This window comes from Serratia sp. CY44782, assembly GCF_052168715.1.
GTDB lineage: Bacteria > Pseudomonadota > Gammaproteobacteria > Enterobacterales > Enterobacteriaceae > Serratia > Serratia nevei.
In genome coordinates, this window is the sequence record NZ_JBJNME010000010.1 from 135,281 (window position 1) to 152,809 (window position 17,529).

General features: G+C 62.6%; 15 protein-coding genes. 10 read left to right on the forward strand and 5 right to left on the reverse strand.

Translation table 11 applies throughout. The features are described 5' to 3' along the window. Position 1 precedes the first annotated feature (1 nt). From agaV to agaF, 4 genes are read left to right on the forward strand one after another with little or no spacing between them, the layout of a single operon-like run. Positions 2-478 (forward strand): PTS N-acetylgalactosamine transporter subunit IIB, encoded by a 477-nt coding sequence (agaV, locus tag ACJ8HT_RS19585; protein WP_019455696.1) that lies wholly within the window; start codon positions 2-4, stop codon positions 476-478. A 14-nt stretch (positions 479-492) separates the two neighbouring features. Next, positions 493-1,272, forward strand: coding sequence for a PTS N-acetylgalactosamine transporter subunit IIC (gene agaW, locus ACJ8HT_RS19590; RefSeq protein ID WP_019455697.1), 780 nt, complete (start codon positions 493-495; stop codon positions 1,270-1,272). After that, a complete protein-coding gene (locus tag ACJ8HT_RS19595) occupies positions 1,262-2,155 on the forward strand; it encodes a PTS system mannose/fructose/sorbose family transporter subunit IID (protein ID WP_015378934.1) in 894 nt (297 codons plus the stop codon). The genes agaW and ACJ8HT_RS19595 overlap by 11 nt, the downstream gene beginning before the upstream one ends. A 10-nt stretch (positions 2,156-2,165) precedes the next feature. Next, entirely contained in the window at positions 2,166-2,600 is a 435-nt protein-coding gene (gene agaF / locus ACJ8HT_RS19600) for a PTS galactosamine/N-acetylgalactosamine transporter subunit IIA (RefSeq protein WP_197653210.1), read from the forward strand. Positions 2,601-2,622: 22 nt separating this feature from the next. On the opposite strand, the gene ACJ8HT_RS19605 is transcribed toward agaF, so the two are convergent. Next, complete coding sequence (locus tag ACJ8HT_RS19605) at positions 2,623-4,350, reverse strand: ABC transporter ATP-binding protein/permease (RefSeq protein WP_194572910.1); 1,728 nt, start codon at positions 4,348-4,350, stop codon at positions 2,623-2,625. 205 nt (positions 4,351-4,555) lie between these two features. On the opposite strand from ACJ8HT_RS19605, the gene ACJ8HT_RS19610 reads away from it, so the two are divergent. Beyond that, entirely contained in the window at positions 4,556-5,263 is a 708-nt protein-coding gene (locus ACJ8HT_RS19610; RefSeq protein WP_194572909.1) for a tetratricopeptide repeat protein, read from the forward strand. Between the two features lie 32 nt (positions 5,264-5,295). Here ACJ8HT_RS19610 and ACJ8HT_RS19615 read toward each other — a convergent pair whose 3' ends face one another. Then, a complete protein-coding gene (locus tag ACJ8HT_RS19615) occupies positions 5,296-5,943 on the reverse strand; it encodes a DsbA family protein (RefSeq protein WP_197653209.1) in 648 nt (215 codons plus the stop codon). A gap of 68 nt (positions 5,944-6,011) precedes the next feature. Further along, the gene (locus tag ACJ8HT_RS19620; RefSeq protein ID WP_033635778.1) at positions 6,012-6,896 is read right to left on the reverse strand and encodes an MBL fold metallo-hydrolase; all 885 of its coding nucleotides are present in this window, start codon (positions 6,894-6,896) and stop codon (positions 6,012-6,014) included. Between the two features lie 108 nt (positions 6,897-7,004). Here ACJ8HT_RS19620 and ACJ8HT_RS19625 point away from each other — a divergent pair, with 108 nt between their 5' ends. Then, a complete protein-coding gene (locus tag ACJ8HT_RS19625) occupies positions 7,005-7,913 on the forward strand; it encodes a LysR family transcriptional regulator (RefSeq protein ID WP_015378928.1) in 909 nt (302 codons plus the stop codon). Between the two features lie 27 nt (positions 7,914-7,940). On the opposite strand, the gene ACJ8HT_RS19630 is transcribed toward ACJ8HT_RS19625, so the two are convergent. After that, the gene (locus ACJ8HT_RS19630; protein WP_194572907.1) at positions 7,941-8,864 is read right to left on the reverse strand and encodes a LysR family transcriptional regulator; all 924 of its coding nucleotides are present in this window, start codon (positions 8,862-8,864) and stop codon (positions 7,941-7,943) included. 133 nt (positions 8,865-8,997) lie between these two features. Here ACJ8HT_RS19630 and lysA point away from each other — a divergent pair, with 133 nt between their 5' ends. Then, positions 8,998-10,260 carry a diaminopimelate decarboxylase gene (lysA, locus tag ACJ8HT_RS19635; protein WP_049202160.1) on the forward strand — a complete coding sequence of 421 codons (1,263 nt, stop codon included), beginning with the start codon at positions 8,998-9,000 and terminating at the stop codon, positions 10,258-10,260. 52 nt (positions 10,261-10,312) lie between these two features. Here lysA and galR read toward each other — a convergent pair whose 3' ends face one another. Next, positions 10,313-11,332: an HTH-type transcriptional regulator GalR gene (galR, locus tag ACJ8HT_RS19640; RefSeq protein WP_060422992.1), complete on the reverse strand. Its 1,020-nt coding sequence runs from the start codon at positions 11,330-11,332 to the stop codon at positions 10,313-10,315. A 220-nt stretch (positions 11,333-11,552) separates the two neighbouring features. Here galR and ACJ8HT_RS19645 point away from each other — a divergent pair, with 220 nt between their 5' ends. The 3 genes from ACJ8HT_RS19645 to lplT all read left to right on the forward strand — a co-directional run bounded on the left by ACJ8HT_RS19645 (position 11,553) and on the right by lplT (position 17,497). Further along, the gene (locus ACJ8HT_RS19645) at positions 11,553-13,811 is read left to right on the forward strand and encodes a molybdopterin guanine dinucleotide-containing S/N-oxide reductase (protein WP_197653208.1); all 2,259 of its coding nucleotides are present in this window, start codon (positions 11,553-11,555) and stop codon (positions 13,809-13,811) included. Positions 13,812-14,159: 348 nt separating this feature from the next. Further along, positions 14,160-16,313, forward strand: a complete 2,154-nt coding sequence (aas, locus tag ACJ8HT_RS19650; RefSeq protein ID WP_197653207.1) for a bifunctional acyl-ACP--phospholipid O-acyltransferase/long-chain-fatty-acid--ACP ligase — start codon at positions 14,160-14,162, stop codon at positions 16,311-16,313. Beyond that, positions 16,313-17,497 (forward strand): lysophospholipid transporter LplT, encoded by a 1,185-nt coding sequence (gene lplT / locus ACJ8HT_RS19655; RefSeq protein WP_194572904.1) that lies wholly within the window; start codon positions 16,313-16,315, stop codon positions 17,495-17,497. The genes aas and lplT overlap by 1 nt, the downstream gene beginning before the upstream one ends. Positions 17,498-17,529 lie beyond the last annotated feature (32 nt).

A 17,529-nucleotide genomic window follows, 5' to 3' on the forward strand; every position in this document is an offset into this window, starting at 1 on the left:
CATGCCGAACATTTTAATGACCCGCATCGACAACCGCCTGGTGCACGGCCAGGTGGGGGTGACCTGGACCAATACCCTCGGCGCCAACCTGGTGGTGGTGGCCAACGACGAGGCGGCCGCCGATCCGGTGCAGCAGAACCTGATGGACATGGTGGTGGCGGAAGGGGTGCAGACCCGCTACTTCACGCTGCAGAAAACCATCGACGTGATCCACAAGGCGGCGGATCGGCAGAAGATTTTTCTGGTGTGCAAAACGCCGCAGGACGTGTTGACGCTGGTGCGCGGCGGGGTGCCGATCCGGTTCGTCAACGTCGGCAATATGCACTTCGCCGAGGGAAAGCGGCAGGTGCACAAAACGGTGTCGCTGGACGACGGCGACGTGGCCGCGTTTCGCGCGCTGGCGGCGCTGGGCGTGGAGTGCGAAGTGCGCCGGGTGCCGGATGAGGCGGGCGAGGCGATCGGCAAACTGCTCTTTTGAGCCAGGGGGAAAGCATGTTGACGGATGCGTTATTGATTGCGCTGTTGGCCGGGCTGGCGGGGGTTGACCTGTTCGACGGCCTGACCCACTTCCACAGGCCGGTGGTGATGGGGCCGCTGGTGGGGCTGATTTTGGGCGACGTCTACACCGGGTTGCTGGTGGGCGGCACGCTGGAGCTGGTGTGGATGGGGATGGTGCCGCTGGCGGGCGCCCAACCGCCGAACGTGGTGATCGGCGGGGTGATCGGCACCGCGTTCGCCATTCTGACCAAGGCCGATCCTAAAGTGGCGATCGGCGTGGCGGTACCCTTCTCGATTGCGGTGCAGGGCTGCATCACGCTGCTGTTTACGCTGTTCTCGCCGATGATGCACCGCTGCGATCGCATGGTGAAGGAGCTGAACTGGCGCGGCATCGAACGGGTGAACTATCTCGGCATCAGCATCCTGTTCATCTTCTATTTCGTGGTGGCATTTCTGCCGATTTACTTCGGCGCCGATGCGGCCAGCGCCATGGTGCAGAAGGCGCCGGGCTGGCTGCTGGACGGGTTGGCGGTGGCGGGCGGCATGATGCCGGCGATCGGCTTCTCGCTGCTGATGAAGGTGATGATGAAAAAAACCTACGTGGCCTATTTTATCCTTGGCTTCATCTCGGTCACGTTCCTCAAGCTGCCGATCCTGGCGGTGGCGCTGGGTGCCCTGGCGATCGCCCTGATCGACTTCTTCAACACGCAACGCGGCGCGGCAGAGGCGACGGCCCGGCCCGCTCCGCAGGAGGACGCCGAAGATGGCATTTAACGATTCCGACGATCTGCTGGCGCAAAAGGCCGAGCAACGCATGGCGCAGGCGCTGGCCACCAGCCAGGTGGAGCAGGACGACTACCTGGACAGCCAGCCCGCCGAAGCGCTGACGCGCGGCGACATCAACCGCATGGCCTGGCGTTCGCTGCTGCTGCAGGCGTCGTTCAACTATGAACGCATGCAGGCCGGCGGCTGGCTGTATCAGCTGATCCCCGGGCTGCGCAAGATCCACCGCAACCCGCAGGATCTGGCCAACTCGATGAAGATGCACATGGAATTTATCAACGTGCACCCGTTCGACGTCACCTTCCTGTCCGGCCTGGTGCTGGCGATGGAACAGAACAAGGAGAAGATCTCCACCATTCGCGCGGTGAAAGTGGCGCTGATGGGGCCGCTCGGCGGCATCGGCGACGCGCTGTTTTGGCTGACGCTGCTGCCGATTTGCGCCGGGATAGGCGCTTCGCTGGCGCTGGAGGGCAGCCTGTTCGGGCCGATCGTCTTCCTGCTGCTGTTCAACCTGTTCCACTTCGGCCTGCGCTTCGGGCTGGCGCACTACGGCTATCAGGCCGGCACCAGCGCGCTGGCGCTGTTGAAGACCCACACCCGGCGCATTTCTCACGCCGCGTCGATCGTCGGCATGACGGTGATCGGCGCACTGGTGGCCTCGTATGTGCACCTGTCCACGCCGCTGGTGATGCATGCCGGCAAGGCCAGCGTGGCGTTGCAGACCGACGTGCTGGACAAGTTGATGCCCAACCTGTTGCCGCTGTGCTTCACGCTGCTCATTTTCTTCTTGATGAAGCGCGGTTTCTCGCCGGTGAAGCTGATTGGCGTCACCGTTGTGATCGGCGTGGCGGGCAAATTTATCGGCATTTTGTGAGGAGTGGGCTATGCCAGGCATTGTGATTACCGGCCACGGCGGCTTCGCCACCGGGCTGTTGCAGGCGGTGGAGCAGGTGGTGGGGCCGCAGCCGCACTGCGCGGCGGTCGATTTCCCCGAACAGATGAGCACCGCGCAGCTCAACGACGCCTTGCGCTCGGCGCTGGCGGCGGTGGCGCAGCCGGACGGCGTGGTGTTTCTCACCGACATGCTCGGCGGCTCGCCGTTTCGCAGCGCCTGCGAACTGGCGGATGCGCAGGGCGATTGCGAAGTGCTGACCGGCGTCAATATGCAGCTGGCGGCGGAAATGATGCTGGAGCGCGACGGGTTGAGCCTGGATGAGTTTCGCGAGGTGGCGCTGGCGTGCGGCAAACGCGGCCTGACCAGCCTGTGGCATGAGCGCCGCCGGGTGAAATGCGAAGACGTACAAGCCGACGGCATCTGAACGAACGCCGTCGGTCTGCGGGTTATACCGGCAGCGGGCTCAGCGCCAGGCGCGCCGGTTGATCTTCGCTGCGGCTGAAGCGCCAGCAGGTCTGGTGGTACTTCGCCACGCTGTTGCGGTGCGCTACGCTGATCAGCGTCACGTCCGGCAGTTCATCCACCAGCAGGCAGTACATCAACTGTTCGGTTTCGTCGTCCAGCGCGCTGGTGGCCTCGTCGAGGAACAGGATGTTCGGGCGAATCAACAGGGCGCGGGCGAACGCCAGCCGCTGTTGCTCGCCCGGCGACAGGCGATGGCTCCAGTTGGCGGAGGTATCCAGCCAGCGCTGCAGGTGCTTCAGGCGGCAGTTTTCCAGCACCCGCATCAGCTGCGGATCGCTGTATTCCGATGCCAGACTCGGATAGCTCAACGCTTCACGCAGCGTGCCGATCGGAATGTAGCTGCGCTGTGGCAGGAACAGCGTGTTGGCATTGGCCGCTACCCCGATGGCCCCCGCGCCGTAAGGCCAGATACCGGCGATGGCCCGCAGCAGCGTCGACTTGCCGCAGCCGGAAGGGCCGACGATCAGCAGGCGATCGCCGCGTTGCAGCGTCATCTCGGCGCCGGCCAGCAGCGGCTGGCCGTCGGGCAAGTTCAGGCTGAGGTTATCCAGCGTTAACGGATGGGCGGTCTCTTCCCGCAGCTGAATGCCGCGCGGCTGATGATGCACCTGATCGACGGCGGCGTTGAAGCCGGCCAAACGGTTGACGCAGGCTTTCCAGGTCGCCAAATCGTTAAACGCGTCGATAAACCATGACAGCGCACCCTGCACCTGGCCGAAGGCCGAGGCGATCTGCATCAGGCCGCCCATCTGAATGGCGCCGGAGAAGTAGCGCGGCGCGGCCACCAGCAGGGGAAACACGATGGCGAACTGGCCGTAGAAGTTGGTAGCGATGTTCAGCCGCCGGGTGATGCGCATAATTGCCCACCAGTTGCTGCGAATGGTGTCGAAACGATCGCCCAGCTGCTGCGCCTCGCGCGGTTCGCCGTGGTACAGCGCGATGGCGTCGTTGTTTTCGCGGATGCGGATCAGGCCGAAACGGAAGTTCGCCTCGTACCGTTCCTGATTGAAGCCCAGCATGACCAGCGGTTTGCCGACCCACCAGATCAGCAGCGATCCCAGCACCGCATACAGCAGTGCGAACCACACCATATAACCGGGCAGCGTGATGGCGTGCTGGCCGAGCGCGAAGGTCATCGGCCCGCTGACGTGCCACAAGATGTCGATAAAGGAAAACAGCGTCACCAGGCTGGAGAGCAGCCCGAGCGACAGCGACAGGGTATATTGGGTCAATACGTTGAGATCTTCGGCAATACGCTGATCGGGGTTATCGACGATCTGCTGCTGCTCGGTGTGGTAATACGCCTGGTGCGCCAGCCATTTTTCCATGAACTTTTCCGTCATCCAGCGCCGCCAGCGCATCTGCAGCCCCTGAGTCAGGTAGATCTTGTAGACCGCCAGCACGATGAAGATCAGCGCCAGATAGGTAAAGCGCCACAGCTGCGCCTTGAATACCGGGTAGTTTTTGTTCTGCAGCGCATCGTAGAACACCTGGTTCCATTGGTTGATCTGCACGCTGATATAGACCAGACCGAGCGACAGGACGACGATGGCGATCAGCATCATCCAGGCGCGCCATCGCTCCTCCGACACCCAAAAGGGTTTGATCAGCTGCCAAACGGCGTGTTTCTGCAAGGGGGTTGCGTTCATAGCGACTCGTTAATTGCGGCATTTTGTTCAGCATGGGCCGCGGGCCGGTAACAAACAAACCGCGACTGTAAGCAGTTTTGACCTCGCTAACCGTTTGAAATAAGGCGGTTGAATCGTCAGCGGTGCGCAGATGGGCGCAATTGCGGCATACACTCCGCCGCCGGGCGGTTATACTGGCGCCGAATTTTTGCAGAAAGGATAAACGATGAAGGCTTGGGTTCCCCTGTTGCTGACCTGCGGCGTCTTCGCCAGCGCCCGGGCCTGGGCGCACATTGACGAGCCGGACATCGCCGCCGACTGCCAAAAGGTGGCGAGCTACGCCGAGCTGGGAAAAAAGACCTATCAGCGGCAGGATTACGCCAAAGCTGCCGACATCTTTCGCGATCAGGCAGCCTGGAGCGAGTTTTGCGGCCTGAGCGAGCAGGCCGTCGCCACGGCTTACAACAACGTGGCGCTGTCGCTGATGCACGCCGGCGAATTGCTCAAGGCGCAGGCCTATCTGGCGCTGGCGCCGCACGATGACAAATCGCAGCACAACATGAGCCTGTTGCGCCAACGGCTGGCACAGCGGCCGCAGCCGCAGGGGCCGGGCGGTGTGTATTGGCAATACGCCGGGCGCGGCGTGTGGAGCGAAGTGGTGGTGAAGCCGCAGGGCGAGCGCTGGCTGATCGATTTCTCCGGCTACGCCATGCCGCAGATGGGGCTGTATTACGGCCCGAACATGGGCGACTTCACGGCCGAGCTGCCGATCGAGCACGGTAAAGCTGTTTATCATCAGCATGATTCGGAAAGCGCGCAGGTCTGCGACGTCACGCTGGAGTTTGGCGAGCAAGCGTTGGAGATGCACACGCGCGGGGATTGCGGGTTCGGTCACAACGTGCGGGCGGAAGGACGGTTCGTGCGGGTCGAATGACCCGCCCCGGCAGCCGGGGCGAGAAAGGTTGGTTACGCCAGCGCGGCGGCGCCCAGCAGGTTCTTCCAGGCTTCCACATTGCCCAGATAGTTGCCGGCCGGCAGCAGATGCAGGCGGCCTTCGCTGTCCTGTAGCGCAAAGGTCGGGAAGCCCTGGCCTTGCACTTTGGCCAGCAGCGCCCGGCTTTCCGCAATGTGTTGCGCGGTCGGTGCGCCGCTGCTGAAACGCATTTCGGCGATAAACGCCGCTGAAGGTAACCCCAGCTCTTTCGCCAACGCTTCCAGCACCGGCGTGTCGGCGATGCGCCGGCCTTCCTGATAGTGCGCCTGCTGAATGCGGTGCAGCATGTCCAGCCCGCGTCCCGCCAGCTTTTCCGCCGCCAGGATAGCGGTGATCGGCGGCTCGGAATCCATCACCGCCGTGGTGTCGCGCAGCAGGCCGTTGAAATAGGCTTCGCCAAAAGGCTGGCCCGTCATCTCGGCGATGCGTTTGTCGTGCGGAATGACGTAGTTGCGCCATTCGTCGGTAATTTGGCGGCGGTTGTTGCCGGTCATCATGCCGCCGGCGTGCGGCACGACCTTCAGCCCGGGGAGGCTATGAGCCGCTTTCACCAGCGGTGCGGCGCCGTAGCACCAGCCGCACAGCGGATCGAAAATGTAATGCAGAGTGGTTTCGGTCATCTTTACTCCTCGCCTGGCGCGCGGCAGTTCACCGCGGCGCCAGGACTGGTTCAATCACGCACGGGCGCTTATTGCGGCCACTTCATCTCGCCTTTCAGCACTTTCGCGCTCAGTTCCAGGCTCGACTCGTCTTTCAGCGTCGGGTAGTGCTTTTTCATCGCTTCAATCAGCGCGGCGGAATCCTTGGCTTTTGGCAGTTCGGCTTCCAGCGTGGTCAGGTATTTCTGGGTAAAGTGCACCGATGCCAGCGTTTGCGCTGCGCCCGGCAGGAAGTGGCCCGGCACGACGACCTGCGGCTTCAGCGCTTCGATGTTTTTCAGCGTCTGCTGCCAGTGCTGGCGCGATTCCACGCTCTGGTTGTCGGCGATCCACGGGTGGATGTTGTCACCGGCGACCGCGACACCGCCTACGACCGCCTTCAGCGCCGGGATCCACACGAAGGTGCGATCGGGGGTCGGGCCGTTCAGGCCTTTCACTTCCACTTTCTGGCCGTCGATGGTGAAGCTGTCGCCCTGCAGTGGCTGCGGCACGATCACGGTTTTCGGCGCGTTGTCTTTCAGGATCGGGCCCCAATAGGCGACTTTACCGTCTTTGGTGGCGTTGATGTCCTTGATGGTGCCTGGCGAAGCGATGATTTTCGCCTCCGGGAAGGCCGCTTTAATCACGTCCAGACCGAAATAGAAATCCGGGTCTGAGTGGCTGATATAAACGGTGGTCAGTTTCTTGCCGGTTGCCTTGATCTTTTTCACCAGCGCTTCGGCATCGTTACGCTGGAACTGAGCGTCGATCAGCGCCACTTCGTGTTTGCCGCTGATGATTTCGGAAGACACCGGGAACACGCTTTTCTCGCCCGGGTTATACACTTCCATGGTCAGGGTATCGGCCGCGGTGGCGTAGGTGCTGAGGGTGGCGACGCCGGTGAAGGCCAGAGTTAACAGTGATTTCTTAAACATGGGCAGAGGTCCTTGGGTATCGGTTAATGTTGTAATGATGTTAGGTTGCATAAAGCGATAGAAAAACCGGATAATAAGCAATTATTCGTTGCATAAATCGGACTAATCATGGATCGCATTACCGCCGCTGAGGTTTTTGTCACCATCGTCGATCGCGGCAGCATGATCGCCGCCGCGGAAACGCTGGAGATGTCGCGCGCGATGGTGACGCGCTACCTGGCGCAGATGGAGCAATGGGCCGGAGCGCGTTTACTGCACCGCACTACCCGTAAGCTTAGTCTGACCGACGCCGGGGAGCGTACTCTGGAACGCTGCCGGCAAATGCTGGCGCTGGCGGGGGAGATCGACCTGGTGGAGGAAGGGCAGAGCGATGAGCTGCGCGGCCTGCTGCGCATCACCTGTTCGCAGTCGCTCGGGCAAACGGCGCTGGTGGGGGCCGTCGCTCAGTATTTGAAGCGTCACCCGCAGGTGGCGGTCGATCTACAGATGAACAACCGGGCGGTGAACCTGGTGGAAGAGCGCATCGATCTGGCGCTGCGCATCACCAACGAGCTGGATCCCAACCTGATCGCCCGCCCGCTGTCCACCTGCGCATCGGTGGTGTGCGCCGCGCCGGCGTATCTGGCGGCGCACGGCACCCCGCGTCAACCGCAGGATCTGGCGTTGCACAACTGCCTGACCTACTCCTATTTCGGCAAAAGCCTGTGGCACTTCGATGCTCAGGGCGTGAAATCGGCGGTGGCGGTCAGCGGCAACCTGAGCGCCAACGAGTCGGTGGTGCTGATGGCCGGCACGGTGCAGGGGGCAGGCATTTCCATGCAGCCCTATTATTCGGCGGCGCCGCTGCTGGCCAGCGGCGAACTGGTCGAACTGTTGCCGGATTACCGGCCGCAGTCGATGGGCATCTACGGCATCTATACCTCACGCCGCCAGATGCCCGCCACCTTGCGCACCATGCTGGACTTTCTGGTGGAGTGGTTCGCCACCGATCCGCAGTGGCAGGCGACGCTGCGCTGATGCTTCGGCAATATTCCCACGCCGCTTTCAGCGCCTGACGGCGGCGGCCAGCCGGGCGGCAAAGGCGGCGGCCTGCTGATGAAGGTGGTCGATAAAGGCGGTGACCAGCGCCGATGAAGGGCGGTGCAGCGGCCGGATCAGGCTGACGGTGAACGGCACGTCGATGCTGAACGGCCGCACGTGCACACCGTTGCCGGCATAGTCGAGCGCCGTCAGCGGGTTGACGATCGACACCCCCACGCCGGCCCTCACCATGGCGCACACCGACGCTGCGCTGTGCGTTTCCATCACCATGCGGCGCTCGACGCGCTGTTCGCCGAACAACGCATCCAGCAGGTGGCGATAGCTGTCGGTGCTCGACAGACTGATAAAGTTCTGCCCGGCGAAGTCCTGCGGCGTCAGCCGATCTTTCACCAGCAGCGGGTGGCCCGTCGGCAGCACGCAGACTTCGTTCGACGTCATCAACGTCACCCGCTCGGTGCCCGCCGGCGTCAGGGTGGTTTCCGTCAGCCCGAGATCGTGACGCTGGGCAGACAGCCACTCTTCCAGCAGCGGCGACTCTTGCGGGATGACGCTGAAGCTGACTTCTGGGTAACGTTCGATAAAGGGCCGGCACACCGCCGGCAGCAGCGATTGGGAAAATACCGGCAGGCACACGATCGACAGTTGCGCCTGCTGAAACTGGCGAATGCCGGCGGCGGCGTTGACGATGCGATCGAGACCGTAATAGGAGCGCTGCACCTCTTCGAACAACCGTAGGCCCTGCACCGTGGGGGACAAGCGACCGCGCACCCGGTCGAATAGCTGCAGCCGGATCAGCTTTTCAAAGCGCGCCAGCTCGCGGCTGACGGTCGGTTGCGAAGTTTGCAGCAGGGCCGCCGCCTCGGTCAGGTTGCCGGTGGTCATCACCGCCCGAAAGATTTCGATCTGCCGTAAAGAGATGCTGTGCATGGCGAGGCCGCTCGGTTAAGGGGAAAACCATATCATAAATGAATAGACTACGGCTAAATAGATATTTTCCACCCAATTCAGCGTGCGGCACTATGGCGTTATCTGCCGTCATTTTCGAATTGGGAATATCGCCATGCCACGCCCGTTGCACGACACCTCCACCGCGTTGAACGCCGCTAACCTGTTGGCCTTGCCGCAGCGTTTCGGCTGCCCGGTCTGGGCCTATGATGCGGACATCATCAGCCAGCGCATCGCTCAGCTGCGCCACTTCGACACTGTCCGTTTTGCGCAGAAGGCCTGCTCGAACATTCATATTTTGCGCTTGATGCGCGAGCAGGGCGTAAAGGTGGATTCGGTATCGCTGGGTGAGATCGAGCGGGCGCTGCGGGCCGGTTTTCAGCCGGGCGGCGAACCGAGTGAGATCGTGTTTACCGCGGACGTGTTGGATCACGCCACGCTGGCGCGCGTCAGCGAATTGAAGATCCCGGTCAACGCCGGCTCCATCGACATGCTGGATCAGCTCGGCCAGGTTTCCGCAGGGCACCCGGTGTGGCTGCGCATTAATCCGGGGTTTGGCCACGGCCATAGCCAGAAAACCAACACCGGCGGCGAGAACAGCAAGCACGGTATCTGGTATGCCGACCTGCCGCAGGCGGTGGAGAAGATCCGCCGCTACGGCCTGAAGCTGATCGGCGTGCACATGCATATCGGTTCCGGCGTCGATTACCAGCATCTGGAACGGGTCTGCGATGCGATGGTGCAGCAGGTGATCGATCTCGGTCATGACATCAGCGCCATTTCCGCCGGCGGTGGCCTGTCTATCCCGTATCAGTACGGCGAAGAGGCGATCGATACCGAACACTATTTCGGTTTGTGGAACCGGGCGCGTGAACGTATCGCCGCGCATCTGGGGCATCCGGTGCAGCTGGAGATCGAACCGGGGCGTTTCCTGATGGCGGAAGCGGGCGTCTTGGTGGCCGAAGTGCGGGCGGTAAAAGACATGGGCAGCCGCCACTTCGTGCTGGTGGACGCCGGTTTTAACGATTTGATGCGCCCGGCGATGTACGGCAGCTATCATCATATTTCGCTGTTGCCGGCCGATGGGCGCGATACCTCGGGGCAACCGCTGCGCGAAACGGTGATCGCCGGGCCGCTGTGCGAATCCGGCGACGTGTTCACCCAGCAGGCGGGCGGCGGCGTGGAAACCCGCGAACTGCCGCCGGTCCAGATCGGCGATTATCTGGTATTCCACGACACCGGCGCCTACGGCGCATCGATGTCCTCCAACTACAACAGCCGTCCGCTGTTGCCTGAAGTGCTGTTCGAAAACGGCGAGCCGCGCCTGATCCGCCGCCGCCAAACCATCGAAGAACTGATCGCGCTGGAACTTATCTGATAAGCGGGCGGGGGCCTTGCGCCCGCTTCACAGCGTCATGCGGCGGTGCGAATTAAGGCTGTTCGTGCGCGTTGTTGAGGGTGGCGACCGAGTGGCGGCGCACCAGCGTCGGGCTGAACATGTTGGTGATTTCCGGCAGCGGTTGGCGGTTGGCCAGCGCCAGGGCCAGCTCTGCCGCCTGGGTGGCCATCGCTACGATAGGGTAGCGAATGGTGGTCAGGCGCGGCCGCAGGTAGCGCGAAATCAGCACGTCGTCGAAACCGATCAGCGAAATTTCCCCCGGTACGTCGACGCTGTTGTCGCTCAGCACCGACAGCGCGCCGGCGGCCATCGGATCGTTGTAGCAGGTAACGGCGGAGAACGAACGGCCGCGGCCGAGCAATTCGGTCATCGCCTGTTCGCCGCCGATCTCGTCCGGCTCGCCGTAGGCGATCAGCTTTTCATCCACCGCAATGCCGTGCTCCTGCAGCGCGTCGAGATAGCCCTGCAGGCGATCGGTGGCGTCGGAAATCTGGTGGGTAGAGCAGATGATGGCGATGCGCTGATGCCCTTGCTGGATCAGATGACGGGTCGCCAGCCAGGCGCCGTAGCGATCGTCGAGCGCCACGCAGCGCGTTTCAAAACCCGGCAGCGTGCGGTTGATCAGCACCATGCCCGGGATCTGTTGCATCCAGCCGCAAAGTTCCCGATCGCTCAGTCTCTTGGCGTGCACCACCAGCGCTTCGCAGCGGTGCCGCACCAGCTGTTCAATCGCCTGGCGCTCTTTTTCGGCGTCGTGGTAACCGTTGCCAATCAGCAGAAAATTGTGGGTGGCGTAGGCCACCTGCTCGACCGCTTTGACCATCGCGCCGAAGAAGGGATCGGAAACGTCGGAGACGATCAGGCCCAGCGTCTCGGTGGATTGCTGCGCCAGCGCCCGAGCGTTGGCGTTAGGGTGATACTGCAGCTGTTCCATGGCGGCCAGCACCGCGGTGCGTGACCCTTCGCTGGCCTTGGGGGAATTATTTATCACGCGGGATACCGTGGCCACGGAAACACCCGCCAGCCTGGCAACATCCTTTATCGTAGCCATATCAGTCAATACATCCTGGGTAATCGCTTACATCCCTCAGTTTTGCGGAAAACAACCGGGGCTGCAAGCGGTCTCGTGCGCAACTTGTGGCGGCCGTTGCAGAATCTCTTCGAGTCTGTACGCATAACCATCGGCCGCCGAACGATAGCGCAATTTGTACGTTGGCTCTGGCGACGGGCTGAGGTAACGTCTGTGCATTCCGATTTGCGCCGAGAACGCCATGTCCATTAAACGCTATCCGCAGCTCGCCCATTGGGGCGCTTATACCGCCGTGGTTGAAGACGGCCGGCTTATCCGCTGTGAACCCTTCGCCGACGATCCCGATCCTTCGCCATTGCTCGATTCCATCGCACCGATGGTTTACTCCGACAAACGTATTCGCAAGCCGGCGGTGCGCCGCTCGTGGCTGCAAAAGCGCGAGGGCAGCGACCGCACGCTGCGCGGCAGGGAAGACTTCGTCGAGGTGGACTGGGAGCTAGCGCTCGATTTGGTGGCGCAGGAGAACCGCCGGGTGCGCGATCGCTACGGTGCCTCCGGGCTGTTTACCGGCTCTTATGGCTGGTCGTCGGCCGGGCGTTTGCATCATGCGCGCTCGCTGGTGCGGCGATTCTATTTCAGCGGCGGCGGCGGGGTCGATCAGCAGGGAAACTACAGCTGGGGCGCGGCGCAGTTTTTCCTGCCGTATGTGATCGGCACTTTCTCGCCGTTGACCGGGCGCGTCACCAGTTGGCCGAGCGTGGTGGAGCATTGCGAGCTGTTTGTGGCGTTTGGCGGGCTGGCGCTGAAAAACGCCCAGGTTTCTTCCGGCGGCGCGGCGGAGCATGCGCTCAAGCCCTGGCTACAAAAGCTGGCGCAGAAGGGCACGCCGGTTGTCAACATCAGCCCGATGCGCGACGACTGCCCCGGGTTCGTCAACGCGGAGTGGATCCCGATCCGGCCGAATACCGACGTGGCGCTGATGCTGGCGCTGGCTTACGAAATCCAGCAGCTGGGTGCGCAGGACGAAGCCTTCCTGCACAGCCACTGCGTAGGCCATCAACAGCTGGCGGATTACCTGAACGGCGTGAGCGACGGCGTGGTGAAAACGCCGGCCTGGGCCTGCGCCATTACCGGCATTCCGGCGGCGCGCATCGCGCGGCTGGCGCGGCAGCTGATCGGCGTGCGCAGTTTTATCACCTGTTCCTACTCCGTGCAGCGCGCGCACCGCGGCGAGCAACCGTATTGGATGATGATCGCGCTGTCGGCGATGCTGGGCCAGGTGGGGCTGCCGGGTGGCGGCTTTTCCTTCGGCCACGGATCGATGAACGGCGTCGGTAACCCGCGCGTGGACACCCCCGTGCCGACCATGCCGGTAGGGGATAACCCGGCCGGGCTGGCGATCCCGGTGGCGCGCATCTGCGACATGCTGCTGCACCCCGGCGAAGCCTATCAATTTTGCGGCGAGACGCGGCATTACCCGGATATCCACCTGGTGCACTGGGCCGGCGGCAACCCGTTCCATCATCATCAGCAGCTGAACCGGCTGGTGGAAGGTTGGCAGAAGCCGGATACGGTGATCGTACAAGATATTTGGTGGACGGCGGCGGCCAAAATGGCGGATATCGTGTTGCCGGTCACCAGCTCGCTGGAGCGCAACGATATCGGCGGCTCCTCGCGCGATCGCTACGTGCTGGCGATGCATCAGGCGATTGCGCCGCAGCATCAGGCGCGCAACGATTTTGACATCTTCGCCGATCTGGCGGAGCGCCTGGGCTATCGCGAACGCTTTACCGAAAACCGCGACGAGCGGGCCTGGATCGAAGAGATCTATCGGCAATGCGGCGCGGCGCAGCGGCGTGCCGGCGTCGCCTGGCCCGAGTTTGAGGATTTTTGGCACCGGGGCTATGTCGAACTGCCCGCGCCGCCCAAGGAGTTCGTCTTTTTTGACGAGTTCCGCGCCGATCCGCAGGCTAGTCCGCTGCAGACGCCCAGCGGCAAGATCGAATTGTTCAGCGAACGGATCGCCGGTTATCGCTACGAGGATTTCGCGCCGCATCCGCAGTGGCGGCCGCCGGTGGAGTGGCTGGGCGCGCCGCAGGCCAAAACCTGGCCGCTGCATTTGATCTCCATCCAGCCGAGCGATCGTCTGCATAGCCAGATGGATCCGGCGCCGCTGGCGCAGGGCAATAAGACCGCTGGGCGCGAAACCCTGTATATGCATCCGGAAGACGCGGCGCAGCGCGGCGTGGCAGAGGGTAGCGAAGTGCTGGTCAGCAATGCGCGCGGCAGCTGCCTGGCGGGGGCGACCCTCACCGACGGCGTGACGCGCGGTGTGGTGCTGATGGCGACCGGCGCCTGGTTCGAGCCGGGTTACGACGCGCAGCGCCGGCCGGTCGAACAGGCGGGCAACCCGAACGTGCTGACGCTGGATATCGGCACCTCATCGTTGACGCAGGGGCCGAACGCCATGAGTTGCCTGGTCGAGGTTAGCGCGCGATGAATGACGATTTCGCGTCGGGATAACCGGCTCGCCGTCGTTGTTATATTTATTTTTTCGCCGCTGCGGGAAGGTTTAAGTTTCATTGAGTTATTACAGCAGATCGCGGGAAATTTACAGCTGGTTGCATTTGGAGCAGAACTCTTGCGATTCGCCGGTAGTTTCCTGCACGCCATCTCTCTAGAGTAGGTGATCCCAGAGGTATTGATTGGTGAGAAATCAGCATACTCTGTATGTTGAAGCCATTTTCAATTGCACCAACCTACGCGGATGCGTAGGTTTTTTTTTGCCTGCCATATAGTATTCTTTTCCCTACAACGATTTACGCCTCCATGGCCAAGGGAGAAGGGCATGATCTTTTCACTGCTGCGCGCGCTGTTTCGCCTGCTGTTTCGGGTTCGGGTCGAAGGGGACGTCCAGCACTTCGAGCGGCAAAAACTGCTGATTACGCCGAACCACGTCTCTTTCCTCGACGGCGTGCTGCTGGCGCTGTTTCTGCCGATTAAACCGGTGTTTGCGGTTTACGCCAGCATCGGCGAGAGCTGGTTTATGCGCTGGCTGCGGCCCTACATCGATTTCGTCTCGCTCGATCCCACCAAGCCGATGGCCATCAAACAGCTGGTGCGGATGGTTGAGCAGGGGCGGCCGATCGTGGTGTTCCCTGAAGGGCGCATCACCGTGACCGGCGCGCTGATGAAAATCTACGACGGCGCGGCGTTTATCGCCGCCAAATCGGGCGCCACCGTGGTGCCGGTGCGGATCGACGGGCCTGAATTCAGCCCGTTCGGCCGCATGGCCGGGGTATTCAAAATCCGCTGGTTCCCGCGAATCAGCATCCGCATCTTGCCGCCGACCACGTTGCCGATGCCGGAAGCGCCGCGCGCGCGTGAACGCCGGGCGCTGGCGGGCGATCGGCTGATGCAGATCATGATGTGGGCGCGGATGGATACGCGCGAACCGCAGACGCTGTTCCATGCCTTGCTGGCGGCGCAGCACCGCTACGGGCGCCGCAAGCCCTGTATCGAAGACATCGCTTTCAAAGAAGACAGTTACCAGACGTTGATCAAGAAATCGCTGGGCGTCAGCCGTATTCTGCAGCGCTTTACCGCCGAAGGGGAACACGTCGGGTTGCTGTTGCCGAACGCCACCATCACCGCGGCGGCGATCTTCGGCGCTTCGCTGCGTAACCGCATCCCGGCGATGCTCAACTACACCGCCGGCGCCAACGGCCTGAACAGCGCGATGCTTGCCGCCGGCATCAAGACCATCGTCACCTCGCGCCAGTTTCTGGAAAAGGGCAAGCTGACTCACCTGCCGGAACAGGTGCCGCAAGCCAACTGGGTGTATCTGGAAGATTTGAAAGATACGGTCACGCTGGCGGACAAGCTGTGGATTTTGCGGCATTTGCTGCAGCCGCAGCGCGCGGCGTTGCCGCAACGCCCGGAAGACGCGGCGCTGATCCTGTTTACTTCCGGTTCCGAAGGCCATCCCAAGGGCGTGGTGCATTCGCACGCCAGCCTGCTGGCCAACGTAGAACAAATTCGCACCATCGCCGACTTCACGCCGCGCGACCGCTTCATGTCGTCGCTGCCGCTGTTCCACTCGTTCGGCCTGACGGTGGGGCTGCTCACGCCGCTGATCACCGGCAGCCGCATTTTCCTCTACCCCAGCCCGCTACACTATCGCGTGGTGCCAGAGCTGGTGTATGACCGCAACTGCACGGTGCTGTTCGGCACGGCGACCTTCCTCAACAACTATGCGCGCTTCGCGCATCCGTATGATTTCGCCCGCCTGCGCTACGTGGTGGCCGGCGCGGAAAAACTGGCGGACAGCACCAAACAGATCTACCAGGACAAATACGGCATTCGCATTCTGGAAGGCTATGGCGTGACCGAGTGCGCGCCGGTGGTCTCCATTAACGTGCCGCTGGCGACGAAAGTGGGCACCGTTGGCCGCATCATGCCGCAAATGGAGGCGCGCCTGATCGCGGTGCCGGGCATCGATAACGGCGGCCGCCTGCAGCTGAAGGGGCCGAATATCATGAAAGGCTATCTGCGGGTTGAGCGCCCCGGCGAGCTGGAGCCGCCGGCGGCGGAAGATGCGAACGGCGTGCTGCAGCCGGGCTGGTACGACACCGGCGATATCGTCAGCCTGGATGAGCAGGGTTACTGCACCATTCGCGGCCGCGTGAAGCGCTTCGCCAAGCTGGCGGGGGAGATGGTGTCGCTCGAGAGCGTCGAATTGCTGGCGCAGCGGCTGTCGCCGGAAAAACTGCATGCCGCCACCGCCAAAAGCGACAGCAGCAAAGGCGAGGCGCTGGTGCTGTTCACCACCGATCCCGCCATTACCCGCGAAGCCTTGCTGCGGGTGGCGCGCGAGCTGGGCAGCCCGGAGCTGGCGGTGCCGCGCGATATTCGCCTGTTGAAAACGCTGCCGGTGCTCGGCAGCGGTAAACCCGATTTCGTCACCCTGCGTCATATGGCCGAACAGCCGGAGAGTGCCTGATGAATCCTTCTACCGAATCCCCTTTGTTGTCACGCGGCATGATCGCCGTCATCAGCGCGCAGTTCCTCTCGGCGTTCGGCGACAATGCGTTGCTGTTCGCCACGCTGGCGTTGATCAAGCAGCAGCTGTATCCGGACTGGAGCCAGCCGATCCTGCAGATGGCCTTTGTCGCCACCTACATCATCCTGGCACCGTTTGTCGGCCAGGTGGCCGACAGCTTCGCCAAAGGGCGGGTGATGATGTTCGCCAACGCCCTGAAGCTGGCGGGGGCATTGGTGATCTGCTTTGGGTTCAACCCGTTTCTCGGTTACAGCCTGGTCGGCGTAGGGGCCGCCGCGTATTCGCCGGCCAAATACGGCATTCTGGGCGAGATCACCAGTGGCGAGAAGCTGGTCAAGGCTAACGGCCTGATGGAGGCCTCGACTATCGCCGCGATTCTGACCGGGTCGGTGGCCGGCGGTATTCTGGCGGACTGGCATGTGGTCGCGGCGCTGGCGGCCTGCGCCTTGGTTTACGCGGGAGCGGTGGTCGCCAACCTGTATATTCCGCGTCTGGCGGCGGCGCGCCCGGGGGCTTCCTGGCGCCCGCGGGCCATGACGAACAGCTTCTTTACCGCCTGCGTCACGTTATGGCGCGATGGGCAGACGCGTTTCTCCTTGATTGGCACCAGCCTGTTCTGGGGGGCCGGCGTGACGCTGCGTTTTCTGTTGGTGCTGTGGGTGCCGGTGGCGCTCGGCATCGCCGATAACGCCACGCCGACGCTGCTGAACGCCATGGTGGCCGTCGGTATCGTGGTGGGGGCCGGCGCCGCCGCGCGCTTCGTCACGCTGAAGACGGTGAAGCGCTGCATGCCGGCCGGGATCCTGATCGGCGTCGCGGTCGCGGTGTTCGCGCTGCAAACCACCATGCTCAATGCCTATGTCTTGTTGGCAATCATCGGCATGCTGGGGGGCTTCTTCGTGGTGCCGCTCAATGCGTTGCTGCAGGAGCGGGGCAAGCACTCGGTCGGAGCTGGCAATGCGATCGCGGTGCAAAACCTGGGTGAAAACGCCGCCATGTTGCTGATGCTGGCGCTGTATTCGCTGGTGGTGAAGCTGGGCGTGCCGGTGGTGGGCGTCGGCGTAGGGTTTGGCGTGGTGTTTGCGTTGGCGATTAGCGTGCTGTGGTGGACACAGCGGCGGTAAAAAGCGGGACGCAGCCTGGCTGCGCCCTTGCT

Excerpts from the sequence above, each read along its gene's own strand:
- ACJ8HT_RS19645 (WP_197653208.1), top strand. The coding sequence starts at position 11,553 with ATGTCCATTAAACGCTATCCGCAGCTCGCCCATTGGGGCGCTTATACC.
- lysA (WP_049202160.1), top strand. The coding sequence starts at position 8,998 with ATGCCACGCCCGTTGCACGACACCTCCACCGCGTTGAACGCCGCTAAC.
- agaF (WP_197653210.1), top strand. The coding sequence starts at position 2,166 with ATGCCAGGCATTGTGATTACCGGCCACGGCGGCTTCGCCACCGGGCTG.
- ACJ8HT_RS19620 (WP_033635778.1), bottom strand. The coding sequence starts at position 6,896 with ATGTTTAAGAAATCACTGTTAACTCTGGCCTTCACCGGCGTCGCCACC.
- galR (WP_060422992.1), bottom strand. The coding sequence starts at position 11,332 with ATGGCTACGATAAAGGATGTTGCCAGGCTGGCGGGTGTTTCCGTGGCC.
- aas (WP_197653207.1), top strand. The coding sequence starts at position 14,160 with ATGATCTTTTCACTGCTGCGCGCGCTGTTTCGCCTGCTGTTTCGGGTT.
- ACJ8HT_RS19615 (WP_197653209.1), bottom strand. The coding sequence starts at position 5,943 with ATGACCGAAACCACTCTGCATTACATTTTCGATCCGCTGTGCGGCTGG.
- ACJ8HT_RS19630 (WP_194572907.1), bottom strand. The coding sequence starts at position 8,864 with ATGCACAGCATCTCTTTACGGCAGATCGAAATCTTTCGGGCGGTGATG.
- agaW (WP_019455697.1), top strand. The coding sequence starts at position 493 with ATGTTGACGGATGCGTTATTGATTGCGCTGTTGGCCGGGCTGGCGGGG.
- lplT (WP_194572904.1), top strand. The coding sequence starts at position 16,313 with ATGAATCCTTCTACCGAATCCCCTTTGTTGTCACGCGGCATGATCGCC.
- ACJ8HT_RS19610 (WP_194572909.1), top strand. The coding sequence starts at position 4,556 with ATGAAGGCTTGGGTTCCCCTGTTGCTGACCTGCGGCGTCTTCGCCAGC.
- agaV (WP_019455696.1), top strand. The coding sequence starts at position 2 with ATGCCGAACATTTTAATGACCCGCATCGACAACCGCCTGGTGCACGGC.
- ACJ8HT_RS19605 (WP_194572910.1), bottom strand. The coding sequence starts at position 4,350 with ATGAACGCAACCCCCTTGCAGAAACACGCCGTTTGGCAGCTGATCAAA.
- ACJ8HT_RS19595 (WP_015378934.1), top strand. The coding sequence starts at position 1,262 with ATGGCATTTAACGATTCCGACGATCTGCTGGCGCAAAAGGCCGAGCAA.
- ACJ8HT_RS19625 (WP_015378928.1), top strand. The coding sequence starts at position 7,005 with ATGGATCGCATTACCGCCGCTGAGGTTTTTGTCACCATCGTCGATCGC.